The following is a 23315-nucleotide window of genomic DNA, read 5'->3' as shown; positions in this document are numbered from 1 at the left end:
TAGAGTTGATTTATTGCACGAAAGTCTCGATAGCGAGCGCTTCGTCGAACTCGATAATTTCGACATTGCGATACATAATTTCAGCCGACATGGCAATGATAGGGTAGTCCACTATTCCTGAGTTTATCAAGACGAGGCTCCCACTTGCGTTCGCCCCAGCGAACCTGCAACCGCAAATGGTAGTTTTCGAATGCTTCTAAAGTCGTCAGACCTCCATAGATCTCTCCAGTAACCTTCAACACCGGTTCGCCATCTTCAATACTGACGGAGAAGACGTTTTTGAAATCGGCATTCAGCCCCATCGGTGTGCCATTATGCACATTCTCCGACTGGTAAGTGCCTACTGGTAAATCTTCCACGCTTGCGTGCGGCACCCCCATCCAGATCTCAAACTGAGAAAGCTCTGGGTCTAGCAAGGGGCGCCACTCAGGGCTATGCTGGCTTCGACTGACAGTCAGACTGAGCAAACTGAGCGTGAGGAAAGAAGTAATAATTTTAGTTAGCATAGTCTCGTGTTTTTATCTCCACAGGTTCGTGCCATATTCCCATCCACTGCGGACAGGCTCTTTCACATAAGCATTCAGCTCTGGGCGATTCGTGACACCCTTCGCGAGGTCCCACTCTATGCGTCCACCAAAGCGCTGTGCTAATAAGCCAATCAAAGCGACTTCAGTCATTGGCGCAGCATAATCGAAATTTGAACCACACTCCTTGAGATCACCCTTGATGCACTTGACCCATTCATGAAACGGACCTTTCACACCATTGAGTCGCTCATATTTTTGGGGAATACCAGCACCCTTGTTAAAGTCCTGATTCGCCTGCTTCGTCGACAAACGTGGGTTATTCGAACGGGCGTCGAGGTAACCATTCTGCTTGGTTCCATACCAGAAAGAACCGCCTCCGGGAATCTTGCCTAAATCCCACTCTTCAGGATGTTTAATTGAAGTGCCGCCATTATTCATACCATCATACCAATACAGCGTGCACGGCGCTTTGCTTCCACGAGCCTTAAACTCAAATTTAATTACACTGTGATTTGGCACCATGCCCTCAGCCAATGTCGGGCCTTTTTCGATACACTCAACCGACACAGGTTCATAGAGATCTAGTATCCAAACTGGGCCATCCCCAATATGGCAAAACCAGTCTCCAAATTGCCCAGTGCCGAAATCATAAAACCCGCGCCACGTCAGCGGATGATAGGCTTTGTTAAAATGACGACTTTCCTGCGGCCCAAGCCACTGATCCCAGTCTAACTCTCGTGGAAGCGGATCCGAACCGATGCGACTGCCCTCCGGTAAAGCGAAGTAGCGAGATTTCCAATTTGGCCCATTGGTGCCCATATGAACCTCTGTCACATCACCGAATACATCCGCCTCAACCCATTCACGCATCTGACGGATGCCATGATACGTGTGACCTTGATTCGCCATGTTCGTGACCACACCATACTTGTCCTTTGCCTTTTTAAGAGTGCGACACTGCCATATGTTATGCGCGAGAGGTTTCTGTGTGCAGACGTGCTTACCACGTTGCATGGCATCGATGGTTGCGGCGAAGTGCATATGATCCGGTGTATTAATACAGACCGCATCAATATCGTGCCCCAACTGATCCAACATTCGACGATAGTCTGTAAAGGTCTTCGCTTTCTTTAATTCAGGATGACGCTTCGAACTATTACCAAACTGACGCGAGTCCACATCCGCCATGGCCACGATATTCTCTCCCTTAATACCATTGCACGCCATGCCAACGATATCACCAACACCGATCATCGCTATGTTCAACTTGCTATTAGGTGAGCCCCCCGGCTTTCCAATCGAAAACCGAGGAAGCACAAAAGCGCCAGCCCCCACAACAGCAGATTGCTTTATGAAATTTCTACGAGATAGCTGACTCATAAGATATAGATGAAAATAAACACAAGGAAAACGTTTTCTTCATTGAGGGGATTTTTTGGGGAGTGTCAAGGCGTATCGAATTCACTCTAATTCGAGCACGAAAAAGTCCTGATCCAACTCAGGCACGATCGGATAGCTTGCACGATTGGCAGTCGATATGATACCACTCTGATAGACATCCCACTGTGCACGTGGAAGACTGAGGTCACTCGAATGCAGCATACGGAAACGGTTCCCCGGCATGGTCGGCCAGTGCAACTCTAGTTGACCCTGTTCTGCGACGAAACGTGCAGTAAAAGCCTCACTCGCATCTGCAGGATTCAGACCTAAACGCAACTCTCCAGCATCTGAAGTGCCGTCGCCATCGCTATCATCATCCAGATGATTCGGTATGCCATCGCCATCCAAATCTTCATAACCTTCTTCACGATCGGCAATACCATCGCCATCGCGATCGATCTCCGCAAAACGATCCAGGCCAGACAAGAAGCGCACGAGTCGCTTTAAAATAAGCGCGTTGTCGCGTTTCTGTATATTCGAACCACCGCCATTATTCCACATAGGCTGGCGGTCAAACATCACAATGAGATCCCCCTGCCCCACATATGCCCATGCCAGCGCGGCATAGTCTGGGTTTGTGATCGTTACATTTTGAGTGTGATTAATAATCGCATCGCCCGATACGCGATACGTAGGATCATTCACATAGGGGATCAGCACCAAACCCGCCCCATTAGGATCAACCGCGACTGGCGAAACGCCCTCTCCTTCGAGCACTGCTTGATCCCAAACAATGGGATAGTTCTGCTCAGAGCCAGCACGATACGCTCTGACACCATTTGCCTGATCCACGGTCACCTGCATACCGTAATCGCTGATCAGGTTATTCACCACCGTCTGCCCCACCGGATTCTGCGCACCGACGATGTTAAAGCGTCCGCCCGAGGCAGAATCACTGTAGATCAACATACCACCACCAGCTCGCAGCCAAGCGTCCAATGCAGCTTTTTCACTAGCCGACCAAATCTTTTGGTGCAGTCCAAAGATGACTACATCAAACTGATTCAGAAAGCTAGCGTCTAAGGTCGTATCCTGGTCGTAATATGCATCGATCCGCAGCGCTTGCTCCTGAACGAGATCCTCAAAGGCGCTCAGACCTTCATTACCGGTATCACTCAACAACATCTGATTAAAAGGAGCTTCGCTACCAGAAGGAACAGCGCCACCTTCGGACACATCTCCATGGATGTATGCGACCCGCTTCGGCTGGTGCACTAGGACAACCCACTCGCTGTCAGTCGCTGAGGGCGGCGTGCCAACTGAAACACTACCGCCACCACTGATGCTCGTGACACTGCCCTGCTGCAACTCTCCGCCGTTGCGTGGATCATACCAACTTACAGTGAACTCTCCGCTGACCCCGGTCAGGTCAATCGAGGTGGTGTTACCCAGTTTCAGATAAATCAGATAGGTAGATCCTTCCTTGTAGAAACAGTAGTCATTCCCCGCACTGCTGATCGTGTTATCGTTGATCATCTCGGTGAGCGGCAGCTCTACCTTCTCGAAGAACTCCAACGCATAGCGGCAGTAGTCCCACCACTGATCACGACTACGGAAGTCTTCACAAGTTAGATCGGAGTGTGCATACGAATAGCCGAAGTAATACTCGTTGCCATAGCCACCCGCGAGCAAGCAGCCCCAAAGTGCATTTTTACGCCCATCGCTATGTGAGTTTCCGGCATCCGCGTCCGGACGAATACCTGCCGCAGCACCACCGGTCTCATCCGCGGCAACAACCCACTTCTTACCCGCATCGCGCGAACGCGTGACCCACTCCTTGATGCGGCCGGGCACATCTGAGAAGTTTGCTGAACCCGTTTGAATCGATGCACCATCGAGTTTAGACAGATCACCCAGCATCGGGGCATAGACGTCTTCCAGATTTTGCTCTGAAGGATGCGAATGGATCACAATCGGATGTTGATACGGGTCGTTATCATGGAACCACTGCGCCATTTCCTTTCGTTGCGCGTCGGTTTGGTCGTGGTTCTCCTCACCCAAATTCCAGTTCAACGCTAAGTTGTGCCCAAAGCGCGCAAGGATTTCCCTATAGTAGAGTTTACGCTCAGGGCCTACTTCACCGCCGTCCTGAAGGAGTTCGTTCTCCGTCTCAGTGAGCTTAAAGTGCAGAAACATGCCCCTGTTCGTGCCGTGCTCTAAAACCATCTGCCACTGGTCAAGGCGCGAGCAATCCATGCGGTAACGCTCAGTGTAAGTCGTATAAGGGAAGACATTGCGGTCATCCCCCTCGATATTCATCGTCAGGAAGGAGAAGGCGTTCATGCCTTCAGAGGCCAGATAGTTGATCGCACCAACGATCCCCTTTCCTTTACCACCCTGCCAAGTCGGATCTCCCTCCGACCAATCCGGAATGTGAGCCGTCCAAGTCTTTACCAAATGATCCTTCTCTCCATCCGTTTTGAAGTCTCCATCAAAGTCCTGATATGAGAGGAAATTCTCGGGAGCATCCGGGCCCTGCTTGATGAACGTTTCACCAGTGTGTGCAAAGGTCATATAGTGTTCGCCGACATACTGCAAACGCCCCTTGGCACGAAGATCACGACCGGCCTTATCGGTCTCTTCGATCACGAAGTGCCCCGAGACGCCATCAAACGGAGCCACAGCATCGCCTGCCAATAGACTTGTTTCCATCGCAACATTCGGACCTTCGCGGAACGAAACCTGATAAGTCCACGTTCCCGTATGATCCGGGCTCAAATGAGCGCGCCATGAGCTACCGGCAGTCGCTGAAGTATTCGCAGCATCACCATCTGCAGCGAAGTAGCCGGGCAGAACATAGGTCAGCCCTGACTCCGGATGGTGGAAGGTCACATCCATACGATAGTCGGCAAATGGATTCGTAATTCCGCTCTCCGAGGCCGCAGGCCCATCCAGAGTAAGCGTCACCTTATGCCAGCGTTTGAGTTCGCCCTCAATAGCCACACTCCCATCGCCCGCTTCGACCACGGAAACCATCACATCGTCACGACCGCTATTGCTTTCATCATCCGTCGCAGTGAGTCGGAAGGTATAGCTACCTTCAACCAGACCACTGACACTCACAGTATCGGTATCCGAATCAACGAGAGCCGGCGTATTCGGCCCAGAAACCAGAGTCCACTGGTAACTGGCAATCGTGCCATTATCGATCGCCGATCCACTTAGAATCACAGAGTTATTCGGTAGAAATAGATTACGATCCGCCCCCGCATCCACGACTGGGTATTCGCCTATCGTAGTGACTGTAAACGTAATCGTCAGCGGCGTCCCAACATCGCCGCCACTGCCATCTTCGGAATACGGTGTCGCAGTCAAGGTGTGCGCACCCTCATTAAAAGAGCCATCCCACAGCACACCGTCCGTATCGCCAAACAAGGCCCATGGATAACCGTTCTCGTTGCGGGTCGCTGCGGTCGCGCCGCTCACCTCCACGAAGACACGGCCAAAATCCGTATCTGGTGATGTGTTCACCAAGATATTTAAATTCGTCGTGCCAATCAAAGTAGTCGGGATCGTCGCCCCATCCGCAATTGGATCAAAGCCCGGAACCGGTTCATTGGTATCGGCATTGACTAAAGTAAACGACGTGACTGCCGCAAACAGACCGCCCTCAGGTAGCACATTCACGACAACATCATCACTCGCGGCATTCCCGAGCATGTCCGTTGCGGTAAGCCGGAACACATACTGGCCGACAACAAGACTGGAAACCGACAGGTTTAGGCTGTCGGTGCCATTGAGTGAAGCTGCACTCGGCCCCGAAACCTGCACCCAACTAAGCGTGTCGATACCATCATTGTCTGTAACTGATCCGGCCACTGCAGTTAAGTTCTCGGGAAAGATCAATTCCTGGTCATCACCAGCATCGACTACCGGCCGACTACTGGTAACCACTTCAAACCAGTTAAAATTAAAATTACCATCCGTAATCTCAGCCCGTATAATCTGGCCATCACCCGCAGGCAAATCGACCGCGGAAATTGTAAAAGTCTGAAACGAGTTCCAGCCTCCCGTATCGGGAACGTCGATCGTGCCAAGGACGGTGCCGTCGCCACCGAAGGGAGTGCCCCCCAGCACCAAAGTAAGCTCTCCGGGTGCACTGTTGTCACTCGCGAGTCGCAGTTCGATATCATACGTGCCGGCAGCAATGTCAGTCGTGTATTCAAGCCATTCGCCATCGGCCGTCCATCCGATGTGGTGGCCACCCCCAGTATCGGATGAGCTTTGAATATCGACTGCATCGCTGCGATAAGCCCCACCCTGATTACTTTCACCCGTATCATAGAAGGAGAACCGTTGACCACCCGTGTCATAATTCTCCGCTTCCACACGGCCTGGTAGCGAAACTGCCGTGCCGTTGTAAGGCTCTTGATCCGGCACAAATTCAAACCAGTTCAGGTTAAAGTTTCCGCCAACCACTTCCAGACGCACGATTTGGTTGTCACCCTCAGGAAGTGTAATGTCAGGAATCGTGAACGTTTGATACGTCTGCCACCCACCGGTATGGGAAAAATCAACAGTCGCCAGCACCTGACCATCGTTCAGCAATGGCGTGCCACCGAGGACAATACGCAAGTCACCGATGGTCGAATGGTTACTCGCCATACGAATATTCAGGTCATACGTGCCTCCGGTGATATCGGTCGTATACTCTAACCACTCTCCATCAGCAATCCAGCCCACGTTGTAAGTCCCGGTCGAGTCTCCCGAATTCTCTACAAACACTGTTTCACCAGCGCGATAGTTCACCCCACCCGAGCCGTTGCCAATATCATGGTAAGCGAGACCTTCGCCCCCATCGTCAAAATCCTCCGCTTCGATGCGTCCTGGCAAAATAGATCCGGATCCAAAAGGCGTCTGAATCGGAATGATCACGGAGCCTGGAGGCGAAAGATTCAAGGTCGTCCAGCGGCCACGCGCATATGCAGTGCCACTCCCTTCAGGAATGAGCCCGTTGGTCACACTATTCGATTCCACGGAAATTTCCGCACCCGCAGGAATGACGACATCTTCAAATAAATGCTGCTGGGACTCATAGTCGGTCGCCGTTGGATCATTCGTGGCACTGCCGACCTGCACTCCATTCACAAGCAGTCGATAAGTGCATTCGCCATCTTCCTCCTTCAACGCAGTCACCACGACGTCGTAGGTATCCGGCTCACCATCAAAAGTCAGGCTTGCCCGTGCAAACTGATCGCGAAACTCCACGATCGACGCATTGATCCCCAATGCATTGCGCGCCGTATCGACATAGTAATCAGCGACTCCGCTGGTGAGGTCCGGAAAGTCGGTGGTTGCGTCATACTCATAGCGTTCGCCAGCATAAGTTTCAGGTTGGGAAAGATCTTCAGCCGTTGCTTTATCGACATCGACATGACGAAACACCATGCGGTTAAAACGGAACAACTGCGAACGCCCCGATAGGACGACTTTGTAGGTTTCACCCGCTTTAAAATCATAGACCGCGACACGCTTGCTATCATGCCCTCCCGGATCGAGTCGATTCCCCGAAGCCCAGGAAAACGCATCCACGCTACCTGCAAAAAACTTAGTATCGCTTTGAAGCATCGACAGTGGAGCATCATCACCGTGACTGTCGCCGGGATTGGGCCCAGCATTATAGTCACCTTCGACACGAACATAGGCATCATTAGCGACATCGGTCCGACCATCCCATACCGTCTTCGCAGCGTGCCAGTGTAAGTAATAGAGGCCCGGCTGGTTAATCTGGAAGGTATACTCTAAGGGCGAATCCGCAGGCCCTGAAGGCGGCGAATTTCCATTAAAACGCAGATAACCAGTCCCAGTATATCCGCCGAGGTCCGACTCGAACAACCATTTACCTAGAGCCGACGGTGTGTGCTCAATCTCAATAACAACGAGGCCATCAATATCCTCATAAGTTTGAGCAAGCGCAGCACCTCCAAAGAGGATCGCAGCACAGCTAATGAAGCGTCCAGCAAGCCGCTGGATACGCAAAAGTTTCTCGAAGTTTATTCGCATCAGTTTGGGGGGATTTTAGAGCGCTATGTGATGCAGTCACATACCACGTTGCCTTAGGGGTTAATTAAAGTGAAAACGTTTTCCTTATTAACGCATCATTATCGCCATTGGTCTATCGATTATAGCAACTAGCGCTTTGTCAGGTTTTCCGGGATGACGGTAATGTCGACACGTCCTGCGCGTCCGCCGTCTTTAGGGGTGATGATATAAATACTACGCCGGTTCTCGCTAAAGAGCACCTTACCCTTGAAGGCGCGGTAGGGCTTCATATCTACTTCCCCCTGCTCCACTACGAGACTATACATCATCGCTTCCTGATAACTGCCGCTATCGGCCTTACTCTCTAGGTCCGTAAACTTCCCTTTCTTCATTAAGGATTTAGTCTCACCGACTTTTAGAGCGATATCATAGGGCGTAAGATTAATAAACCGATACATGCCGGGCCTAAATTGTTTCAAGCCATCGGGGATCGGGACGATCTTATATTTTTCATCGGCTCCGGGCAGTCGTCTAAAGATGAATAAAAAAACGCCGTTCTTTTGAGGTAAATGCACACTGCCCACAATCGTCCGGATGGGATCACCGTTGTCATCAACTTGCTCACTTTCCCTAAAAAAATGAACCGTTTGATCACCGTTGTAAGCGATGCGTTTCGACCGCGCTCCCTTATACACGTTCAACTCCTCAACCTCTGCTCCATTCTGATACTTTAGCTCAGCAATACGGGCATCCAAAGCCACGGACACAAACCCGACAGAGACACCATCGTCTTTACCTTGCAATGGAATGACAATCAACAACGTAAGGAAGGCGATGCGTAACAGGGTCTTTGAAATGCCGTGCATAAATATAAAAAGTAGATCGTGTTAAATGTCTGATTCACTCAGCCAGCGAAAGGAAACAACCTCAAATTTGCGACCAAACGGGGCTGGATTTTGCTTAGTCACCGGATCGGTAAAGGTGGACCAATACTCGACTCGTGTCGAATCGGTTCCGTTGGGATCAATTGGTTCAGCACGGCGTTGGATGATGGCTTCACACCAGGCCTTGCCTTTGACAGAGCCATTCACCGCGTCGAAACTTTCCCCGTATGAGCGGATACGGAAAGTATCACTGCGCGCAGTCAGGAACGAACCAATCGATTGTAGAATGTCTGCCTGTAGGAGATACGCAGGCGCGCTCATATTGGCCGTAGCCTCTCCAATACCAGGAACAGTCATATTATCTGCATGAGGAAACGTCGCAACATTGCTAGACAATGAGGCTTCAGTCACATCGTCCACACCCGCTAGATGAAAAGCGGCATTAATGCCTGACTTGTCAATTGCGGCCTGAAGCACACCACGCAGGCCATATTCATCATTCGTCAGGCGTCGATTCACAAACTCACCCAACGACAAATAAGGATGTTGCTGAGCGGCAGTGCGGTCTCGTATCTCCTGCACAATGGCGCGTGCCAAACTCCGCAAATCATCATCTGCAATTGAGCGAAATCCGCCCCATGCTTCTTGACCAGTCGCATCGTCGCCCTTTGTCACTTCACCAAATGATGACTGAGCAAACCTTGGAAACGCGGTGCTGTCATCACTCGTAACCAGATCATCTGGATCCGCAGTCTGTGCGACCGAACGCTCACGCGCACCAGCCAGCACAGTAAACCAGGCTGCCTCCGACGTGGAGTTCACATTAAACGCGCCTGTCATCACTAAATTTTCAGCGGCTCGGATATAGCTTTCGGAACTGGGGTTACCATTGTTGTCAAATAGCTTCGAACGCACATCGTCGATCGCATCCTCTCCGAGCGCAAGCGCAACACGTGGATTCGGTAAATCAAACGTCTGTGTATCGAAAGCACCGTTAAAAGTCTGCTGCACATTGGTGCCGACTTCATCATAGTCGTCCGCATTCGCATTATAGGGAAGCGACAGTGATGAAAAGTAATAACTATCCCACAGTGCTTCGTTCATTAGATACGATAAATCGGGGAAGAAGCGCTCTTGACCATAGCGATTCTCAAAAATGGTGTAAGATTGATCTCGCGGCACATACGGCGATGCCAATGAATTGCTAATCGCTAATGCCGGCATGTGATCATGCACAGAAACATTGGTGAACTGCAGCTTCCCTAGAGATAGCACCGGAGCAGTTGGCAACTCAAGCAGCACCGCGGAATCAACGCCGCCGGCAGTGCCGTCAGCAGGCCCCCAGACATCTAAACTAGTAGAAATATCTGCGCTCGGCCTGGATACGCTAAATGCCCACCCCGGAGAAATCGCATTAAACCCGGCACCATCTCCGGTTTTGTCATCTCGTGGCAGGAGATTCTTGCTGTCCTTTACTGGGGCTAGCGGATTTGTCATCGCAAATACTGGGTATCTGATATTTGATCCAGAATTATCTACAAAATACTCAGAAGGCTTTAACTGCAGGTCATAACGCATCAAAGGGTAGGTCTGACTTAAATTACCATCACTACCAGGCTGGAAATTAGCAGGCGCCATACTCCCCTTATAAAACGAATATGGCTTATTCGCAGATGGTGGGCCTGTCACATACCCCTCTGGGCCATCATCTGCCATCGGGAAATAGACTTCTCCTTTCGCATCACCAGTATAATTCGCCCCTGGTCCGGTAAAAATCGTCGCCAACAGTGTAGACATAGGCCAGTCTCGGTGCATATGTGAATTATCAAACTGAAAACCATCCTCGGAATCGTTCATGAAGCACCGCATCTGGAAAACCACTTGCGAATACCGATCTCCATTGAAATGCGCCTCGTCGGGGCGCACGGAGATATCATAAATTTCATTGTTATCAGCGATGCACCATAAGTTTTCAAAATGACTTTGCACTTTCCCCTGATTGCTGTCTCCAGCAGCAACATCTTCACCAATATGCCAGCTAAATTCATTACCTGAATAAATCTTATCCTCCGCAGAGGTGCGCTTACGCGGCAAGCCCTCATAGGCGGTAATCTCTCCAGGTTCCATGATCGTTCCTTCACCACCTTGTATGGAAATCCGATAAAAGGTTTCCGTATATGATTTGTCTTCCGCATACAGGGTCCCGGAAGTGTTTTCCTTGGCTTCGCTGTATGGTATAAATTTGTTTTCCCACTTATAAAGCGCTGCTCCAGTGGAGACTTCGGGGTAAATTGAGACCTTCCCATTTAAGCCATACATGTAATAAGCTAGATCTTTGTGGCGTAGTTTAACATTGAATGGATTGTGCAGAACACCTGCACTGCGTTTAGTCCGACGGATTTGATAGATAGCAGCACGCCCCCCATTCCCGTCAGGAACAGTCTTTGCCCCATTATATCGATCAAAAATAAAACCAATATCAGACACCGATCGCATCAGATAGGGCATGTAGTTGGCTGAAACCATAGTGGTTAGTTGATCTCCACCCATCTTGTATTTCCCATGAGATGCATACGATCGAAAGGGGTCTCCTCCATCGGACAAAAGAGAAGTAACTGGACCATTATTCCACATTGAAAGCGAAACGATCGGTTCACCTGCTCCCTTTTGCTCTTCATTCTGCCATTCTGTCTCTTCCCGAATCGGCAGATACACAACCCCTCCGGATAAACGAGCAACTGGCTGGTCATAAATTGACTTGTCGTTACCATTGTCGACATTCTCAATCGAATAACGTGAGTGATTCAAATTGGGCCCGAAAATCTGCGCCTCGAAGGTTGGATCGGTCATCGGGTTCTCCATGCGGTGGTAGATTCGGTAGTATTCGCGCAGAAGGTTCCAGACCGGACCATATGCATCTACACCCGTTTCATTAGGCTGCACAAACACCGGCTGCACGGTGCCGAATCCGCTTACGTTGTATGCTTGAGCCCCGCCCGCAGCAAATTCAGAAGCACTGAAGGTCGCATCGTCCATCTCAAAGGCGAGCGATAGGTCCTTCTTCAGGTCCCCCTTCACGACGTCGGCCAGCACTCCAGATGACCAAGTCGTGAGGTCATGAAAATATGGCTGCGCGACATCACTTGCGGCGTTGGGCAACAGCGACAGATTATCAAGTTCGAGCAGACGGCTGGCATTCGTTTCCAAATCGATATTGTTCGGAAAGGCAGTTCCACTAGTCGTATCTACCCAGCCAGTCGGGCGACTCACGCTGGATGACATCGACTCGAGCACTGAGCGGTTCTTGCCAGCATTCGTTCCGATGACGGCTTGAGGTCGCTCAAGATTGACACGCGCTTTGACGCCTTCATCTCCGACCCACCAGCCATAGCGACCAGTGGTCGCGCCATTATCGTCAATGACTCGAGCTCGCAGATCAACGACCACGGCATCGTTCAAATCATCCGGCGCACCATCATCATTGCGATCCCCGAGCGAGCCTGTCCATACCAATGGCACGTGGTCGGCATCCACTGGCATCACAGCGGAGTTAATAAACGCAGTTAGTTCAGTCGATGTTGCAGTGCTGTCTGGCGCATCCGAAACCAGCCAACCCACGATGTCGCCACGATCATAGGTGTTGTCATTCACCTGGGTATTATCTGGTGCACTGGACCACGCACCCACGATCTGACTACGTTGTGGATGACTACCGACAAGATCCGCGTTCGCCGAGACACGCTGGTCGGGCCCCATGGTCTTTTGCACCTGGCCTATGGCTTCCTGCATGCCGATTAACGCATTGACTCGGGCCAGAGACAGCGCGCGCTGTGTTTCACTGGATCGTGTCTCAACACGTGTGAGCGCCACCATACTCATGAGAAGTAAGAGGACGAAGGCCATCAAGCTCAACGCAATCACCAGGGCAAAGCCTGCGCATTGCGGACGAGCGTGCCGTAAATGACTGAACTGGGGTGAGGTGGGCATAGGTAATGGAAACAGGCAAAGGCCTATTTGGCTAGTGAGATATTGTTGATTTTTAGATCATGAACGGACCAATACAATTTATTTTGTTGGTCCGTGCAGACGATCTTGACGTGGCTCGTTGTGCGCCCGTCTAGTTTAATGAGTGTTACAGGGTTCGCACCTTTTCCCTTGAGCACAGGACTCCCCCAGCTTTGGCCGTCATCACTGATATAGACCTCATAGCTGCGTGGAAAATCATTTTGACTCCCACCGGAGTTGTCGAGGGCGATGGTGTCGATCGACATTGGCGCAGCCAGGTTGATCTGTAGCCACATTCCGGGCTTCATAAACGCATCGGTTGTCCAGCGGTCCTTCGGGTTGCGGTTGTATAAGTTCTTCAACCGCTCCTTGCCGTGCGAGCTTTCCAAAGTCGGCGGCTGAGTCAGTGAGATCTCGATGGATTGCAAGGTATCTGCAGCGACCTTTGCGAGTGCCGCATTCTGCTGCAATTGATTCAGCAGTGCTTTAGTCTTTGGCAATGGATAACGAACGAGCGTCTTCGTGACTGAGGCCTGCTGACTGGACTGCTGAAGCGCAGCGATGGCTTGTTCAGTCACCTCCACGGCCTCTGCAGCATTCGGATAGGTATTATCCGAGAGAATCTTCACCAACACCTTGGAAGCGAAGCTATCCGGAGCCGATTTGACGACCGCCACGAGTGCAGGCAGATCAGAGAACTGCGTCTGCGAGATCAGCGCATTACCGGCCTTGCGAGCGAGTGAGGTATCCTCAGCGGTTAGACAGCCAAGCAGCACCTTAAAGGTTTCGAGATTCGCCTGTCGCTGACTCAGGCACTCCACCGCTAGCAGTGTATGCGCGGATTGTTGCTGCACGATACCGCGCAGGATCTGATCCACTTCAGGATCCTTCAGCGAGCTAATAGACTGCACGACCGCTTTCTCCATATCGCGGCTCTCGCCTGCTTTATCCAACAGCTTTTCAGTATAAGAGGCATCCCCGACCGCCCCTAATGTCTGAATCGCGGCGATTTGCAACGCGGCGCTCGGTGCGTCCAAAAGCGTTGCCACGACTGCCGCGGAAGAATGACCCCCCTTTGCTTTGACAGTGTCCAAAATGGTCAATTGCACCGGTTCGCTAAAGCTACCAAGCCGTGCGACAAAATCATTCAATGCAGCCTTAGGCAAATCTGCGATCAAGACTGCACCCGCTTGTTGAATGCGCGGGTCGTCGGAGCTGTTCATATGTGCGATGACTTTGCTCGCTGTCTCGGATCGTGCACTGACTAGGCCTTGATAGGCTGCGATCTGTATGTGCGCGAACTCACTCTGAATCATTTGATCAAAGACAGCCTCAGCTTCGGCAACCTGGCCTGCGGCTAATAATGCATATGCACACTCAATCACTGCAAAGGTGCGCTCTTTCTCCAACGCCGGAAGCTCCGATTGCACGCCGGTGAGAGCTGCTAAGGCTTCGGCATTACCTATATTCCCAAGTGCGCGCATCGCAGCGCGAATTCCTGTCATGTCAGTCTCACCCATATACTGTGCAATCGCTGCCACTGATGCCTCACTTTTTAATGCGCCGAGCGAACTGACGATGCCTGGATTCAATGCATCCGGCGCCTTTGCGAGCGCCTGAATCAGCACGGTTTCACTTTCAACACAGGGTGTATTCTCCACAATCTTTCGAACATAGTGTGAGATATCAGTATCCAGCAACATTGGCCCAAACGCTGCCATGTGCTGAGGTTCGACCAGTGGCTCTAGGCGACGACAGAGGTCACGCTTACCCATCAGACCAAAGTTGCCGTCCCGCAACGCGAGAAACAGTGTCGCTGCATCTGCTATCGCAATTGGATCGGTAGGAATATTCAAATCGCCAACTGCAAACTGGATCCCATCGAGCCATGTCTTCAAGATGCGGGCATCCCATGCGACATGCTTATTGTGCCCGAAACCTGAATAATACAGACGTCCTTTGCCGAATTGACGCACCCAACTGAGGCCGAAATCATTATCCTTACGCTTCTTGCCTTTGACCTTCGTATTCACCGGACTCTGCGCATCTACAGTGAGTATGACGCGCTGCTTCGTGCGATTATAAGGATCTTTCATCTGATACAGCTCATCGTTAATATCGAAGCTGCAACCATCAAAGACGCGGTTCATCGGATGCATCGGATCCGCGTTCTCAACTCGCCATGTGCCTTTAGCATTCCATGGGTGACCGTCAAACGCGCCGCCCATTAATTCAGCCACTTCAGGCCATTTGTAGAAATTGTCAGTTGCCGCGTGAATACCCACAACACCACCGCCATTGTGTGCATACTGTGCGATGGCTTTACGCATCGCCTCATTGCCGGTTTTATCCAGATGCGTGGTGCTGTTAAAAATGATCGCATCATACTGCTTGAGATTGCTGTCGGTAAAGTCAGCGGGATCATTAGTAAACTCTGTTTGATAGGCACCCGTCTCATCGCCAAGCGCCTGAATCGCTGCATTCACCCACGGGATAGACTCGTGGTAATAGCCCTTACAGAGCCACATCACCAGCACCTTGCGTGGCTTCGCGGGCGTCGCCGCAGCGCGCTCGGGCACCGCTTGGCGAATTTTTGCCAAATCACCATCAGGCACCGCCTTCAATTGAGCGGGACTATTTGCAAACAGACTTGTGATGCCGACTGCACCTGCAAGCAGAGAACTTAGAAATATCTTTTTCATCGTGGATGTATCCATTGTGCTATTACAACGCGTAGGGCTCGCGGTAAGCCTTCATCAACATACGTGTGGCTTCTGTATCATTCGCAAATACCTCAGCTTTCGGGTTCCAGTCCAGTGGGCGTTCCAAATAGTTGGAGATATATGCCAAGTGGCACACGGTAGCACTGCAGTGACCGATTTCGACATCGGCAATTGGACGCGTGCGTGTTTTCACACAATTCAAGAAATCCTGCTGATGATTCATGCCACGGCCGACGCGCTCGTCAGTGGGACTGAGCACCACATTCTTAACCTCTTTTGAGCACTTGAAGCCACCGCGACTCGCTGCGGCCCACCCCTTGGTGCCCTCGAACGTCACTTGCATATCCCCTGCTCCAGAGAAGGGCTTCTGGATCATTTCTACGCCATTCTCATAAATAAACGTGGTCGCATTTTGCGGACTCTTACTTTGTGGCAATATACGCACGGGTCCCGTGCGCTCCATGCCGATGCCCCATTGTCCAATGTCAAAATGGTGTGCGCCCCAGTCACCAAACATCGAGATCGAATAGTCGATCCAACCGCGCCAGCCTTTCTCATGATTATAGGAACCGTTAAAGCGACGCTCATTGTAAGGAGTCATGTCCGCCGGACCCACCCACTTATCCCAATCCAAACCTTGCGGAACCGGTTCTGCAGGCAGATTGCAAACGCGCGGCATGCGCATGCCGACATTGGCCCAGACGCGCTTCACTTCGCCCAAGTAGCCATTGCGCGCTAACTCCACAGCACGTTGAAACGATCCCATCGAGCGCTGCTGCGAGCCAGTCTGCAATACACGCTGATAGCGGCGCACCGCGTCTGTTAAAATACGCCCCTCTCGCTGATAGCGCGACAGTGGTTTCTCACAATACACATCGAGCCCCTGACGTAGCGCATCCATCGCACATTGAACATGCCAGTGATCCGGCAACCCGACAGTCACCACATCCAAATCCTCTTGCTCGAACATCTCTTCGTAATGCACATATTTAGAGGGCACATTCGACTTATTGTCGGCAATCTTCTTCAATGCAGGGCCCCATGTCTTCTGGTTGACGTCACAAATCGAAACGATCTCAACGCCGCGCTCTTTGCTAAAATTCGGCACGTGGTAGCTCAGGCCAATATTCCCGACTCCAATAAATCCTAGGCGCAATCGGTTACTCGGCGCATTCGCCCCAAAGACTGAAGACGGGACTATCGTCGGCAAGGCCAGCGCACCCGCTGCAGCCTTGATGAAAGATCTACGATTCATTTCTGTTTTCATACCTGTATCTATTATTCGAAGCTTTTAATGCACTATCGACTGAACGCCAAAAGTGCACAGCCTGCCACTGACACCGAACTACTCAGTTTTTTCTAGAAATTCGGCTTAACAACGCCGAACGGGGGTCAAATAGGATAGCGGGTATAATCAAGCGACAAGGTAAACGTTTTCTTATTTTAACCTTGTGTGCAAGCAAAAAATACCGAAGGAGTCATTATAGGCGCCTGCCACTCAAAAAGTAATGAAGTTAGCAAGCGCCCATCAGTATCATAGCTGACCGACACGTCTCGCAACTAAGAAGCTATTGGATGTCCAGAGAACCCTCGTGACCTCTCAACAACTACAAAAAAAGGCGGCCCCGAAGAGCCGCCTTTGAAACGTTAAGTATCAAAAACTTCGCTTACTGGCGGCGACGGCAACCAACAAATCCCATCGCAAATACACCAGCGATCACTGCGAAAGCCGAAGGCTCAGGAATCACTGCCAAATCTGCCGTAAACCCTGTGGTCTGGAAGATCTCCTCCTTGTCGACATTCGAAAAGAAGGAGCCTGTAAAAATGTAACCGACACCCGTCACATCAGTGAAGTTTGCGATTGTATTGAACGTAAGCGTGCCAAGACCAGTGATGTCGGAATCACCAGAGCCAGTAATTAAGAAGTCCGCTGAATTAGCAGCATCAAAGCTTGCCCATTGCAGGTCGACCGTATTGGCAGCAAGAGTCAAGTCTCCGGCATTGCGGCGACCGCCCTCAGCACTGGAAACGTAGTAAGTCGATCCATCACGAATCACCATGCGATAGCCAGCAGACCCCCCGCCAGTTGCCATAATATGATTCTCCAGACTAAGGCTATCCGTTCCACCAAACTGGTAGACATCTCCCACACTATGACCAAAAACCTCATCGGTTGCCCAGAGGTTCATGCCTGAAGCGCGTAAGGCGGCATTATCCTGCCCCGTATAGCCCATACCAATCTTTAGAGTGTCTTGGCCTTCAAATAGTGAATAAGGCCCCGAAGCATCAAGGGAAGTCAGAGTCGCCAAGGCGTTATCTGTATAGCGACCATACGATGCATACCAGCCTTGGCCAGCCCCATCGACGTCTCCAGAAGTGTCGTCCGCCCACATGCGTGTGCTATCAGACCATGCTAACACTGCGTTGCCACCCGATGTGGTGGTTCCGCGCAGTGCGCTTCCATTATTAAACTGATTCGGCGACCAGTCGATAACAACATCAGCGTGTGAATTTGAAGCGATCAAGGCGAAGGCAGCTACCTGCCATAGTATACGTGTATTTTTCATAGTGATTTTGTGTTTTATTGAGGTGAATAATAAAACGAACGATTCGAAAAATCGTCCAAACAGACAAACAAGTCAAGATAAAAGAAATCGTTTTCTTTGTTTTCCAATTAAAACGATTGAGTCGATCAGAATCAACAGGCTTCGTTACTGTCGGCTCAGCCCTCCCAGAAAGGCTTGCGTCGCTTTCACACCCTCGACTAGGCCGAGCTCCCTCCCCTCGTATTCAGGCACAATAGAGACTAAAGTTGCCACTTTGGACAAACCGACGGTTTAGGTTTGATACCTTTCATGGAATCGCAGGAGGAAAACCCAACTACTACACACAAGACCACTGACACGGACACGGTCGTAGACCTCTATAATGGCACACGCGTGGGTGAGTATAGCACGGAAATCATTCACTAATGAGGCAATCAACTTCATCACTGCGAATCAGAACAATCCGTTCTTTGTTTACCTAGCCTACACCGCACCGCACTACCTCATGCATGTGCCCCCACAAGAGTATCTGAACACATACAATACATTGCTCAATACATTGGAAAACGACCTCTAGTGGCCCCAAACACTACTTCGAATCGGAACACCCTGCGAGTCCGACGCTAGAGATCGAGGCATCACACAATTGTCATTTGCCTTCACACCTAAAGGTCTATAATAATCCATCTCGAATCGATACACTAGAATGCAACAATGCTACCATGCGCTGAAAGCTCAGTTAATTAAGGGTTAAACATTCATTATTCCCGTAAATTTAGTTTGCACACAAACTAAAACACATCCCATATAGAGAAACTATTTTTGACATATTTCGTCAAGACAAGAAATCAACCCCAATCAAATCATTATCATTATATATGAAGAATTCATCCCACACACCCCGCCGCCGCTTCCTCAAGCAATCCGCTGCCGCAGCCGGATTCCTACTCGGCGCCCCCTCAATCATCCGGGCCGAAACACTCGGCAACGCCAATAAAACAGGCGCCAATTCCCGCATGGGCATCGGCTTCATCGGCACTGGCCTCATTGCGCAAGGGCACCTAAAATCTTTCTCTGGTATGCGCGACCTGCAAGCAGTCGCAGTGTGCGACGTGCGTAAGTCCAACCTCAACAAAGCGGTGGGCGTTCTAGCCGAAAAAGGCGTGAAGGACGTGCAAGCGACCGGCTACTACGAAGAGCTGATTCAAAATCCCGCAGTCGACATTATCTGTATCGCCACGCCGGACCATTGGCACGCCGCGCTGGCCATCGAAGCCATGAAGGCTGGCAAAGATGTCTATGTTGAAAAGCCAATGACACTCACCGTCGAAGAAGGCAAAGCAGTGCTCGCAGCGGAACAAAAATACGGCCGCATCCTTCAGGTCGGTTCACAACAGCGCTCCTCCGGCCACTTCCGCATCGCGGCAAACTTGGTGCGCAACGGCTTGATTGGTGAAGTCAAAGAAGTCTATTGCCAACTCGGAAAGTTTGGCATCCCACCAAAGAACGCTCCGGTTCTACCCGTCCCCGAAGGCTTCGACTATGATCGCTGGCTCGGACCGACCCCTTTCTACGAATACACCGAAGATCGCGTCAAACAAAGCTACGGTGGTGGATGGCGCTGCTACTGGGACTACGGCAGCCGCAAGTTTGGCGACTGGGGCGCACACCACTTCGACATCGTCCAATGGGCACTCGACCGTGACGACACCGGCCCGACAGAATTCATCCCGAAGGGACACAACGGCGCAGAGCATCACCACTACCGCTATGCCGACGGCATCACCGTATGGCGCGACAAGAAGCCCGACCACGGCCATATGATTCGCTTCATCGGCACCGAGGGTGAAGTCCACGTAGGCCGCGGCAAGCTGGCAACCTTGCCTGTCGACCTTAAACGTCACCGCTTCACTGCAGACGACATTCAAGTCTATCAATCCAACAACCACCGCGGCAACTTCATCAATAGCGTAAAGACACGCAAAGCACCGATTTGCCCGGCCTCCGTAGGCCACCGCTCAGGCACTATCTGCCAACTGGCTGGGGTTGCGGAACGCCTCGGTCGTGCGTTTAAGTGGGACCCAGTTGCCGAGCAAGTCATCGGCGATGCAGAAGCGAAGTCCATGCAAGATCGCCCACGTCGCCCAGGCTACGAACTGCCAACAGTCTAAACGTAGCGCTCAATCGTTTATCAAAAATCCCCACCTTCAGAAGGTGGGGATTTTTTTGCACGACCATACTCAAGCATCACGGTAATCATCCAGAGACGACCATAGACGCATGCTCCGATAGAGTCGGCTCAGTGTGTCTATGATTGACTAAAGGTAATCGTTTTCCTTTTATGTAGTGTCGAACTGCATCCCCCCATAGATCGTCACTAGGAAATTCGAAAATGAGACACGATAGAGAACACGCAACAGCGTCAGCGACACTAGCAAAGCGCACGACTATAGAAACGATGACTTCTAAGAGCAAAGCGGGCGTTGCCCGTATGCCACTGATTGTCTCGATGCTCCTATCCGGCCTCTTAGTTGGCGGCGTGCTCTATTATGCCAGCATACAGAAAAATGGGGCTACCTCCAACGATAGCACGCCAACAGCTGAGCCAAGTGCACCAACGACCGTCGTCGCACCCAAGCAAGCGGAGGTCCCCGTGCCTACGAAACCGTTGCCCGAACCTGAGCTTGTCGAAACAGCACCCAGCCGACCAGCTAGTAGCGAGTCCACTGCGCTACCTCCAATACAAGTCAGTGTGACACCTGCTGCACGCGACATTGCACCCACGGATGCTCAGCCGCTACTGATCGATTTTCGCCACAGTAGCAATGGAATCAGTGCCGATTCAATCGCAGCCGCGAGTGCGCACGATGTCATTCTGCTAGATTTTTTAATCAGCGATCGCGGCATCCTTGCATTGGATGCCAAGACCACTGCTACCGATCCCACGGTCCAAGCGCTGATCGACGAATGGGACAAGGCCAACGTTGGCGCGATTAATGACCCTCGCCTGCTAGGCCAAACCTTCCGACTCATCGGGCATGCAACCCAATCCAGCGAGCCTACCAAATTCTCGCTGACACAAAGCACACGCAATGGAATCGCAGTGGACGGCAGTATGCCATCTCGTATCGAAGGAACTGAACCGACCGCCACAGAGACGCTTGTATGGCAATTGGTATCCGATGCACCCATACGTCTGGACTTTGTAGGCTGGAGCTATGGCCACAGCCAATCAGGTGCAGGCATGCAGATAAAATTTGGCGATCAGATCGAGACACACGCTCCGATCCGCTTGGAGGCCGGCTATTTGAAAAGCACAGCGCCCAACCAGCACTCCCTGTTCGCCGGCACGGCGATCGAATTCAGCCAAGCACCGTCGGCCCGTTCAGGCACTGCTCTCAGTGGAATGGTCTTTACCGTCAACTACGGCGATGTGCCCAGCGTTGGCTACAAGAATGGCATCACCATCATGCACCGCAATTTCCCTGCGACGAATGAGAAAGCGAAAGCACAGTTTGCTGAAATGTATCCAAACGGAAGCTGGGAACAGCACTTGAAAGACCTGGAGCGCAAGGTAAAGGCACAGTTTGATACCTATCGAGACCTTGGCATTGAACTCCTTCGGCTTCCCGGCGGATTGACACTCGGAGAACTCAATAACAGCAACTCCGCCTATACCAAAGCGCTCAGAGAGTATGACGAATTCGACTTTAAAGTCATCATTGATACCGCAGCGCACGTGCCACTAGTGAACTCACGTAACCAGAAAAGTAATCATGTAGGTGTGACAAATATTTGGGACCCCAAATCGATCGAAAAATCGCTATTCAAAATCAGGCGGGAAATCAACCACTGCAAGAAGCATAAATGGTTTTGGGACCGCATCGCCTATCTGACTCCTCAGTTTGGTCCGATGCATGAAATACGCTACCCTAGCATGCCTCATTATGATTTTTGGTGCTACGGCGACTATGCACAGGCTGATTTCCGCTCCAAAATGCAAATCAAGTATCAAGACATTCACAAAGCCAATCGCATCTGGAACACCGAGTATTCAAATTGGGATAGCGTTGTAGTCGCTAAGCCGGGTCAAGGTAGCCCTGAGATCTGGGAAGATATTCTAACATGGTATCGCGACTCAAAGCGCGCATTTGCATTACAAGTCATACGCCAAATCAAAGAAGTCTCCGATAAAGATGTTCTCATTTATGTCGCGGGTGGACACTTCAACCAGAATGATTGGAATCAAGCTGTCGAATCAAGCGGTCGCCACGCGAACAACAAAATCAGGATGATGCTCGACTCCGACTGGATCATCAAAACCGCAACGAAAGAAGGCTGTGTGCTCCAATATACGGGCCTCTCGCGATCCGAGAGCTTCTTCATCAAGGAGCGCGCGCGGGTGCATGGCTATGACGGGCCTATCTACGGTGAGAACCCCGGGCATTACGGCTCGGCAAGTTATCCGGTCGGACTGGCAAGCATTATCAACGAGACTGGCTTCAGCGGTATTGATTATACATGGAATACATGGATTTTCGGCGACGGAACACTCGACCCCACCAACGACATGGAAACGCGGAATGCGCTCTACTGGCAACTCAAGGAAGCCTACCGCTTGATCAACGCCTATCCAAAAAATCCGACCCTACAACCACGCATTCCGAAGATGCGCCCTGAATTCATCCGATCGGATCAAAACCTACGTCAGTGGGCATGGACGATCTTACCGGAAATCACCGAACGCAAAGGCCTACAAGCAATGTATCATGGCTTTAAGTTTACGCCCCCACCCACCGTAACTCGAGAAGGACTCAGTGGTTTTGAATATACGCCTCAGAATAAAAATGACTCGATCTACGTAGCGATCACCGAACACACCATTGGTATGGGAAAGACGCCACGTGCAGATATCTATGTTCGCTACTTCGACGAAGGGCACGGCCAAGTGAGCTTGCAGTATGACTCGGAGGATCCCGATCAACCGTATAAAGAACATCCCGATACGATCCAACTCAGCGATAGCAAGCGTTGGAAGACCGCTCTATTTCGTATCAACGATGCTCAATTTACGAACCGAGTCAGCGGCCGCGATTTCCGACTGCGCTTTGGCGAAACAGAACGATTCATCGTTCGTAGCATGGGAGTCTACTCTCCAGATGTTCGCTAGACAATAGCAACCTATGACTAAAACTGGTATAAAGTCTA

Annotated in this window: 11 protein-coding genes; 3 read left to right on the top strand and 8 right to left on the bottom strand. The window is 51.1% G+C overall.

Annotation, left to right across the window (positions count from 1 at the left end; translation table 11 throughout):
• Positions 1-80: 80 nt before the first annotated feature.
• From GZZ87_RS10290 to GZZ87_RS10255, 8 genes are all read right to left on the bottom strand, one after another.
• Positions 81-506 carry a family 16 glycoside hydrolase gene (locus GZZ87_RS10290; RefSeq protein WP_162027278.1) on the bottom strand — a complete coding sequence of 142 codons (426 nt, stop codon included), beginning with the start codon at positions 504-506 and terminating at the stop codon, positions 81-83.
• 12 nt (positions 507-518) lie between these two features.
• Positions 519-1907 carry a Gfo/Idh/MocA family oxidoreductase gene (locus GZZ87_RS10285; protein WP_162027277.1) on the bottom strand — a complete coding sequence of 463 codons (1389 nt, stop codon included), beginning with the start codon at positions 1905-1907 and terminating at the stop codon, positions 519-521.
• Between the two features lie 81 nt (positions 1908-1988).
• The gene (locus tag GZZ87_RS10280) at positions 1989-7970 is read right to left on the bottom strand and encodes a carbohydrate-binding protein (RefSeq protein ID WP_162027276.1); all 5982 of its coding nucleotides are present in this window, start codon (positions 7968-7970) and stop codon (positions 1989-1991) included.
• 128 nt (positions 7971-8098) lie between these two features.
• Positions 8099-8815 carry a hypothetical protein gene (locus GZZ87_RS10275; RefSeq protein ID WP_162027275.1) on the bottom strand — a complete coding sequence of 239 codons (717 nt, stop codon included), beginning with the start codon at positions 8813-8815 and terminating at the stop codon, positions 8099-8101.
• A gap of 21 nt (positions 8816-8836) precedes the next feature.
• On the bottom strand, positions 8837-12820 hold the full coding sequence (locus tag GZZ87_RS10270) for a hypothetical protein (protein ID WP_162027274.1): 3984 nt from the start codon (positions 12818-12820) through the stop codon (positions 8837-8839).
• A 23-nt stretch (positions 12821-12843) separates the two neighbouring features.
• Positions 12844-15540 (bottom strand): ThuA domain-containing protein, encoded by a 2697-nt coding sequence (locus GZZ87_RS10265; RefSeq protein WP_162027273.1) that lies wholly within the window; start codon positions 15538-15540, stop codon positions 12844-12846.
• A gap of 22 nt (positions 15541-15562) precedes the next feature.
• Positions 15563-16828, bottom strand: a complete 1266-nt coding sequence (locus GZZ87_RS10260; RefSeq protein ID WP_162027272.1) for a Gfo/Idh/MocA family oxidoreductase — start codon at positions 16826-16828, stop codon at positions 15563-15565.
• Between the two features lie 400 nt (positions 16829-17228).
• A complete protein-coding gene (locus tag GZZ87_RS10255; protein ID WP_162027271.1) occupies positions 17229-18128 on the bottom strand; it encodes a hypothetical protein in 900 nt (299 codons plus the stop codon).
• Positions 18129-18489: 361 nt separating this feature from the next.
• Here GZZ87_RS10255 and GZZ87_RS10250 point away from each other — a divergent pair, with 361 nt between their 5' ends.
• The 3 genes from GZZ87_RS10250 (at position 18490) to GZZ87_RS10240 (ending at position 23277) form a co-directional block, all read left to right on the top strand.
• Positions 18490-18684, top strand: coding sequence for a sulfatase-like hydrolase/transferase (locus GZZ87_RS10250; RefSeq protein WP_162027270.1), 195 nt, complete (start codon positions 18490-18492; stop codon positions 18682-18684).
• 301 nt (positions 18685-18985) lie between these two features.
• Positions 18986-20278, top strand: a complete 1293-nt coding sequence (locus tag GZZ87_RS10245; RefSeq protein ID WP_162027269.1) for a Gfo/Idh/MocA family oxidoreductase — start codon at positions 18986-18988, stop codon at positions 20276-20278.
• A 221-nt stretch (positions 20279-20499) separates the two neighbouring features.
• Complete coding sequence (locus GZZ87_RS10240; protein ID WP_162027268.1) at positions 20500-23277, top strand: family 14 glycosylhydrolase; 2778 nt, start codon at positions 20500-20502, stop codon at positions 23275-23277.
• Positions 23278-23315 lie beyond the last annotated feature (38 nt).

It is taken from the genome of Lentimonas sp. CC4, from assembly GCF_902728235.1.
GTDB lineage: Bacteria > Verrucomicrobiota > Verrucomicrobiia > Opitutales > Coraliomargaritaceae > Lentimonas.
Note: the sequence above shows the minus strand (reverse complement) of the source record. Positions and strands in the feature narration are given on the sequence as shown.

Excerpts from the sequence above, each read along its gene's own strand:
- GZZ87_RS10290 (WP_162027278.1), bottom strand. The coding sequence starts at position 506 with ATGCTAACTAAAATTATTACTTCTTTCCTCACGCTCAGTTTGCTCAGT.
- GZZ87_RS10285 (WP_162027277.1), bottom strand. The coding sequence starts at position 1,907 with ATGAGTCAGCTATCTCGTAGAAATTTCATAAAGCAATCTGCTGTTGTG.
- GZZ87_RS10280 (WP_162027276.1), bottom strand. The coding sequence starts at position 7,970 with ATGCGAATAAACTTCGAGAAACTTTTGCGTATCCAGCGGCTTGCTGGA.
- GZZ87_RS10275 (WP_162027275.1), bottom strand. The coding sequence starts at position 8,815 with ATGCACGGCATTTCAAAGACCCTGTTACGCATCGCCTTCCTTACGTTG.
- GZZ87_RS10270 (WP_162027274.1), bottom strand. The coding sequence starts at position 12,820 with ATGCCCACCTCACCCCAGTTCAGTCATTTACGGCACGCTCGTCCGCAA.
- GZZ87_RS10265 (WP_162027273.1), bottom strand. The coding sequence starts at position 15,540 with ATGAAAAAGATATTTCTAAGTTCTCTGCTTGCAGGTGCAGTCGGCATC.
- GZZ87_RS10260 (WP_162027272.1), bottom strand. The coding sequence starts at position 16,828 with ATGAAAACAGAAATGAATCGTAGATCTTTCATCAAGGCTGCAGCGGGT.
- GZZ87_RS10255 (WP_162027271.1), bottom strand. The coding sequence starts at position 18,128 with ATGAAAAATACACGTATACTATGGCAGGTAGCTGCCTTCGCCTTGATC.
- GZZ87_RS10250 (WP_162027270.1), top strand. The coding sequence starts at position 18,490 with ATGGCACACGCGTGGGTGAGTATAGCACGGAAATCATTCACTAATGAG.
- GZZ87_RS10245 (WP_162027269.1), top strand. The coding sequence starts at position 18,986 with ATGAAGAATTCATCCCACACACCCCGCCGCCGCTTCCTCAAGCAATCC.
- GZZ87_RS10240 (WP_162027268.1), top strand. The coding sequence starts at position 20,500 with ATGAGACACGATAGAGAACACGCAACAGCGTCAGCGACACTAGCAAAG.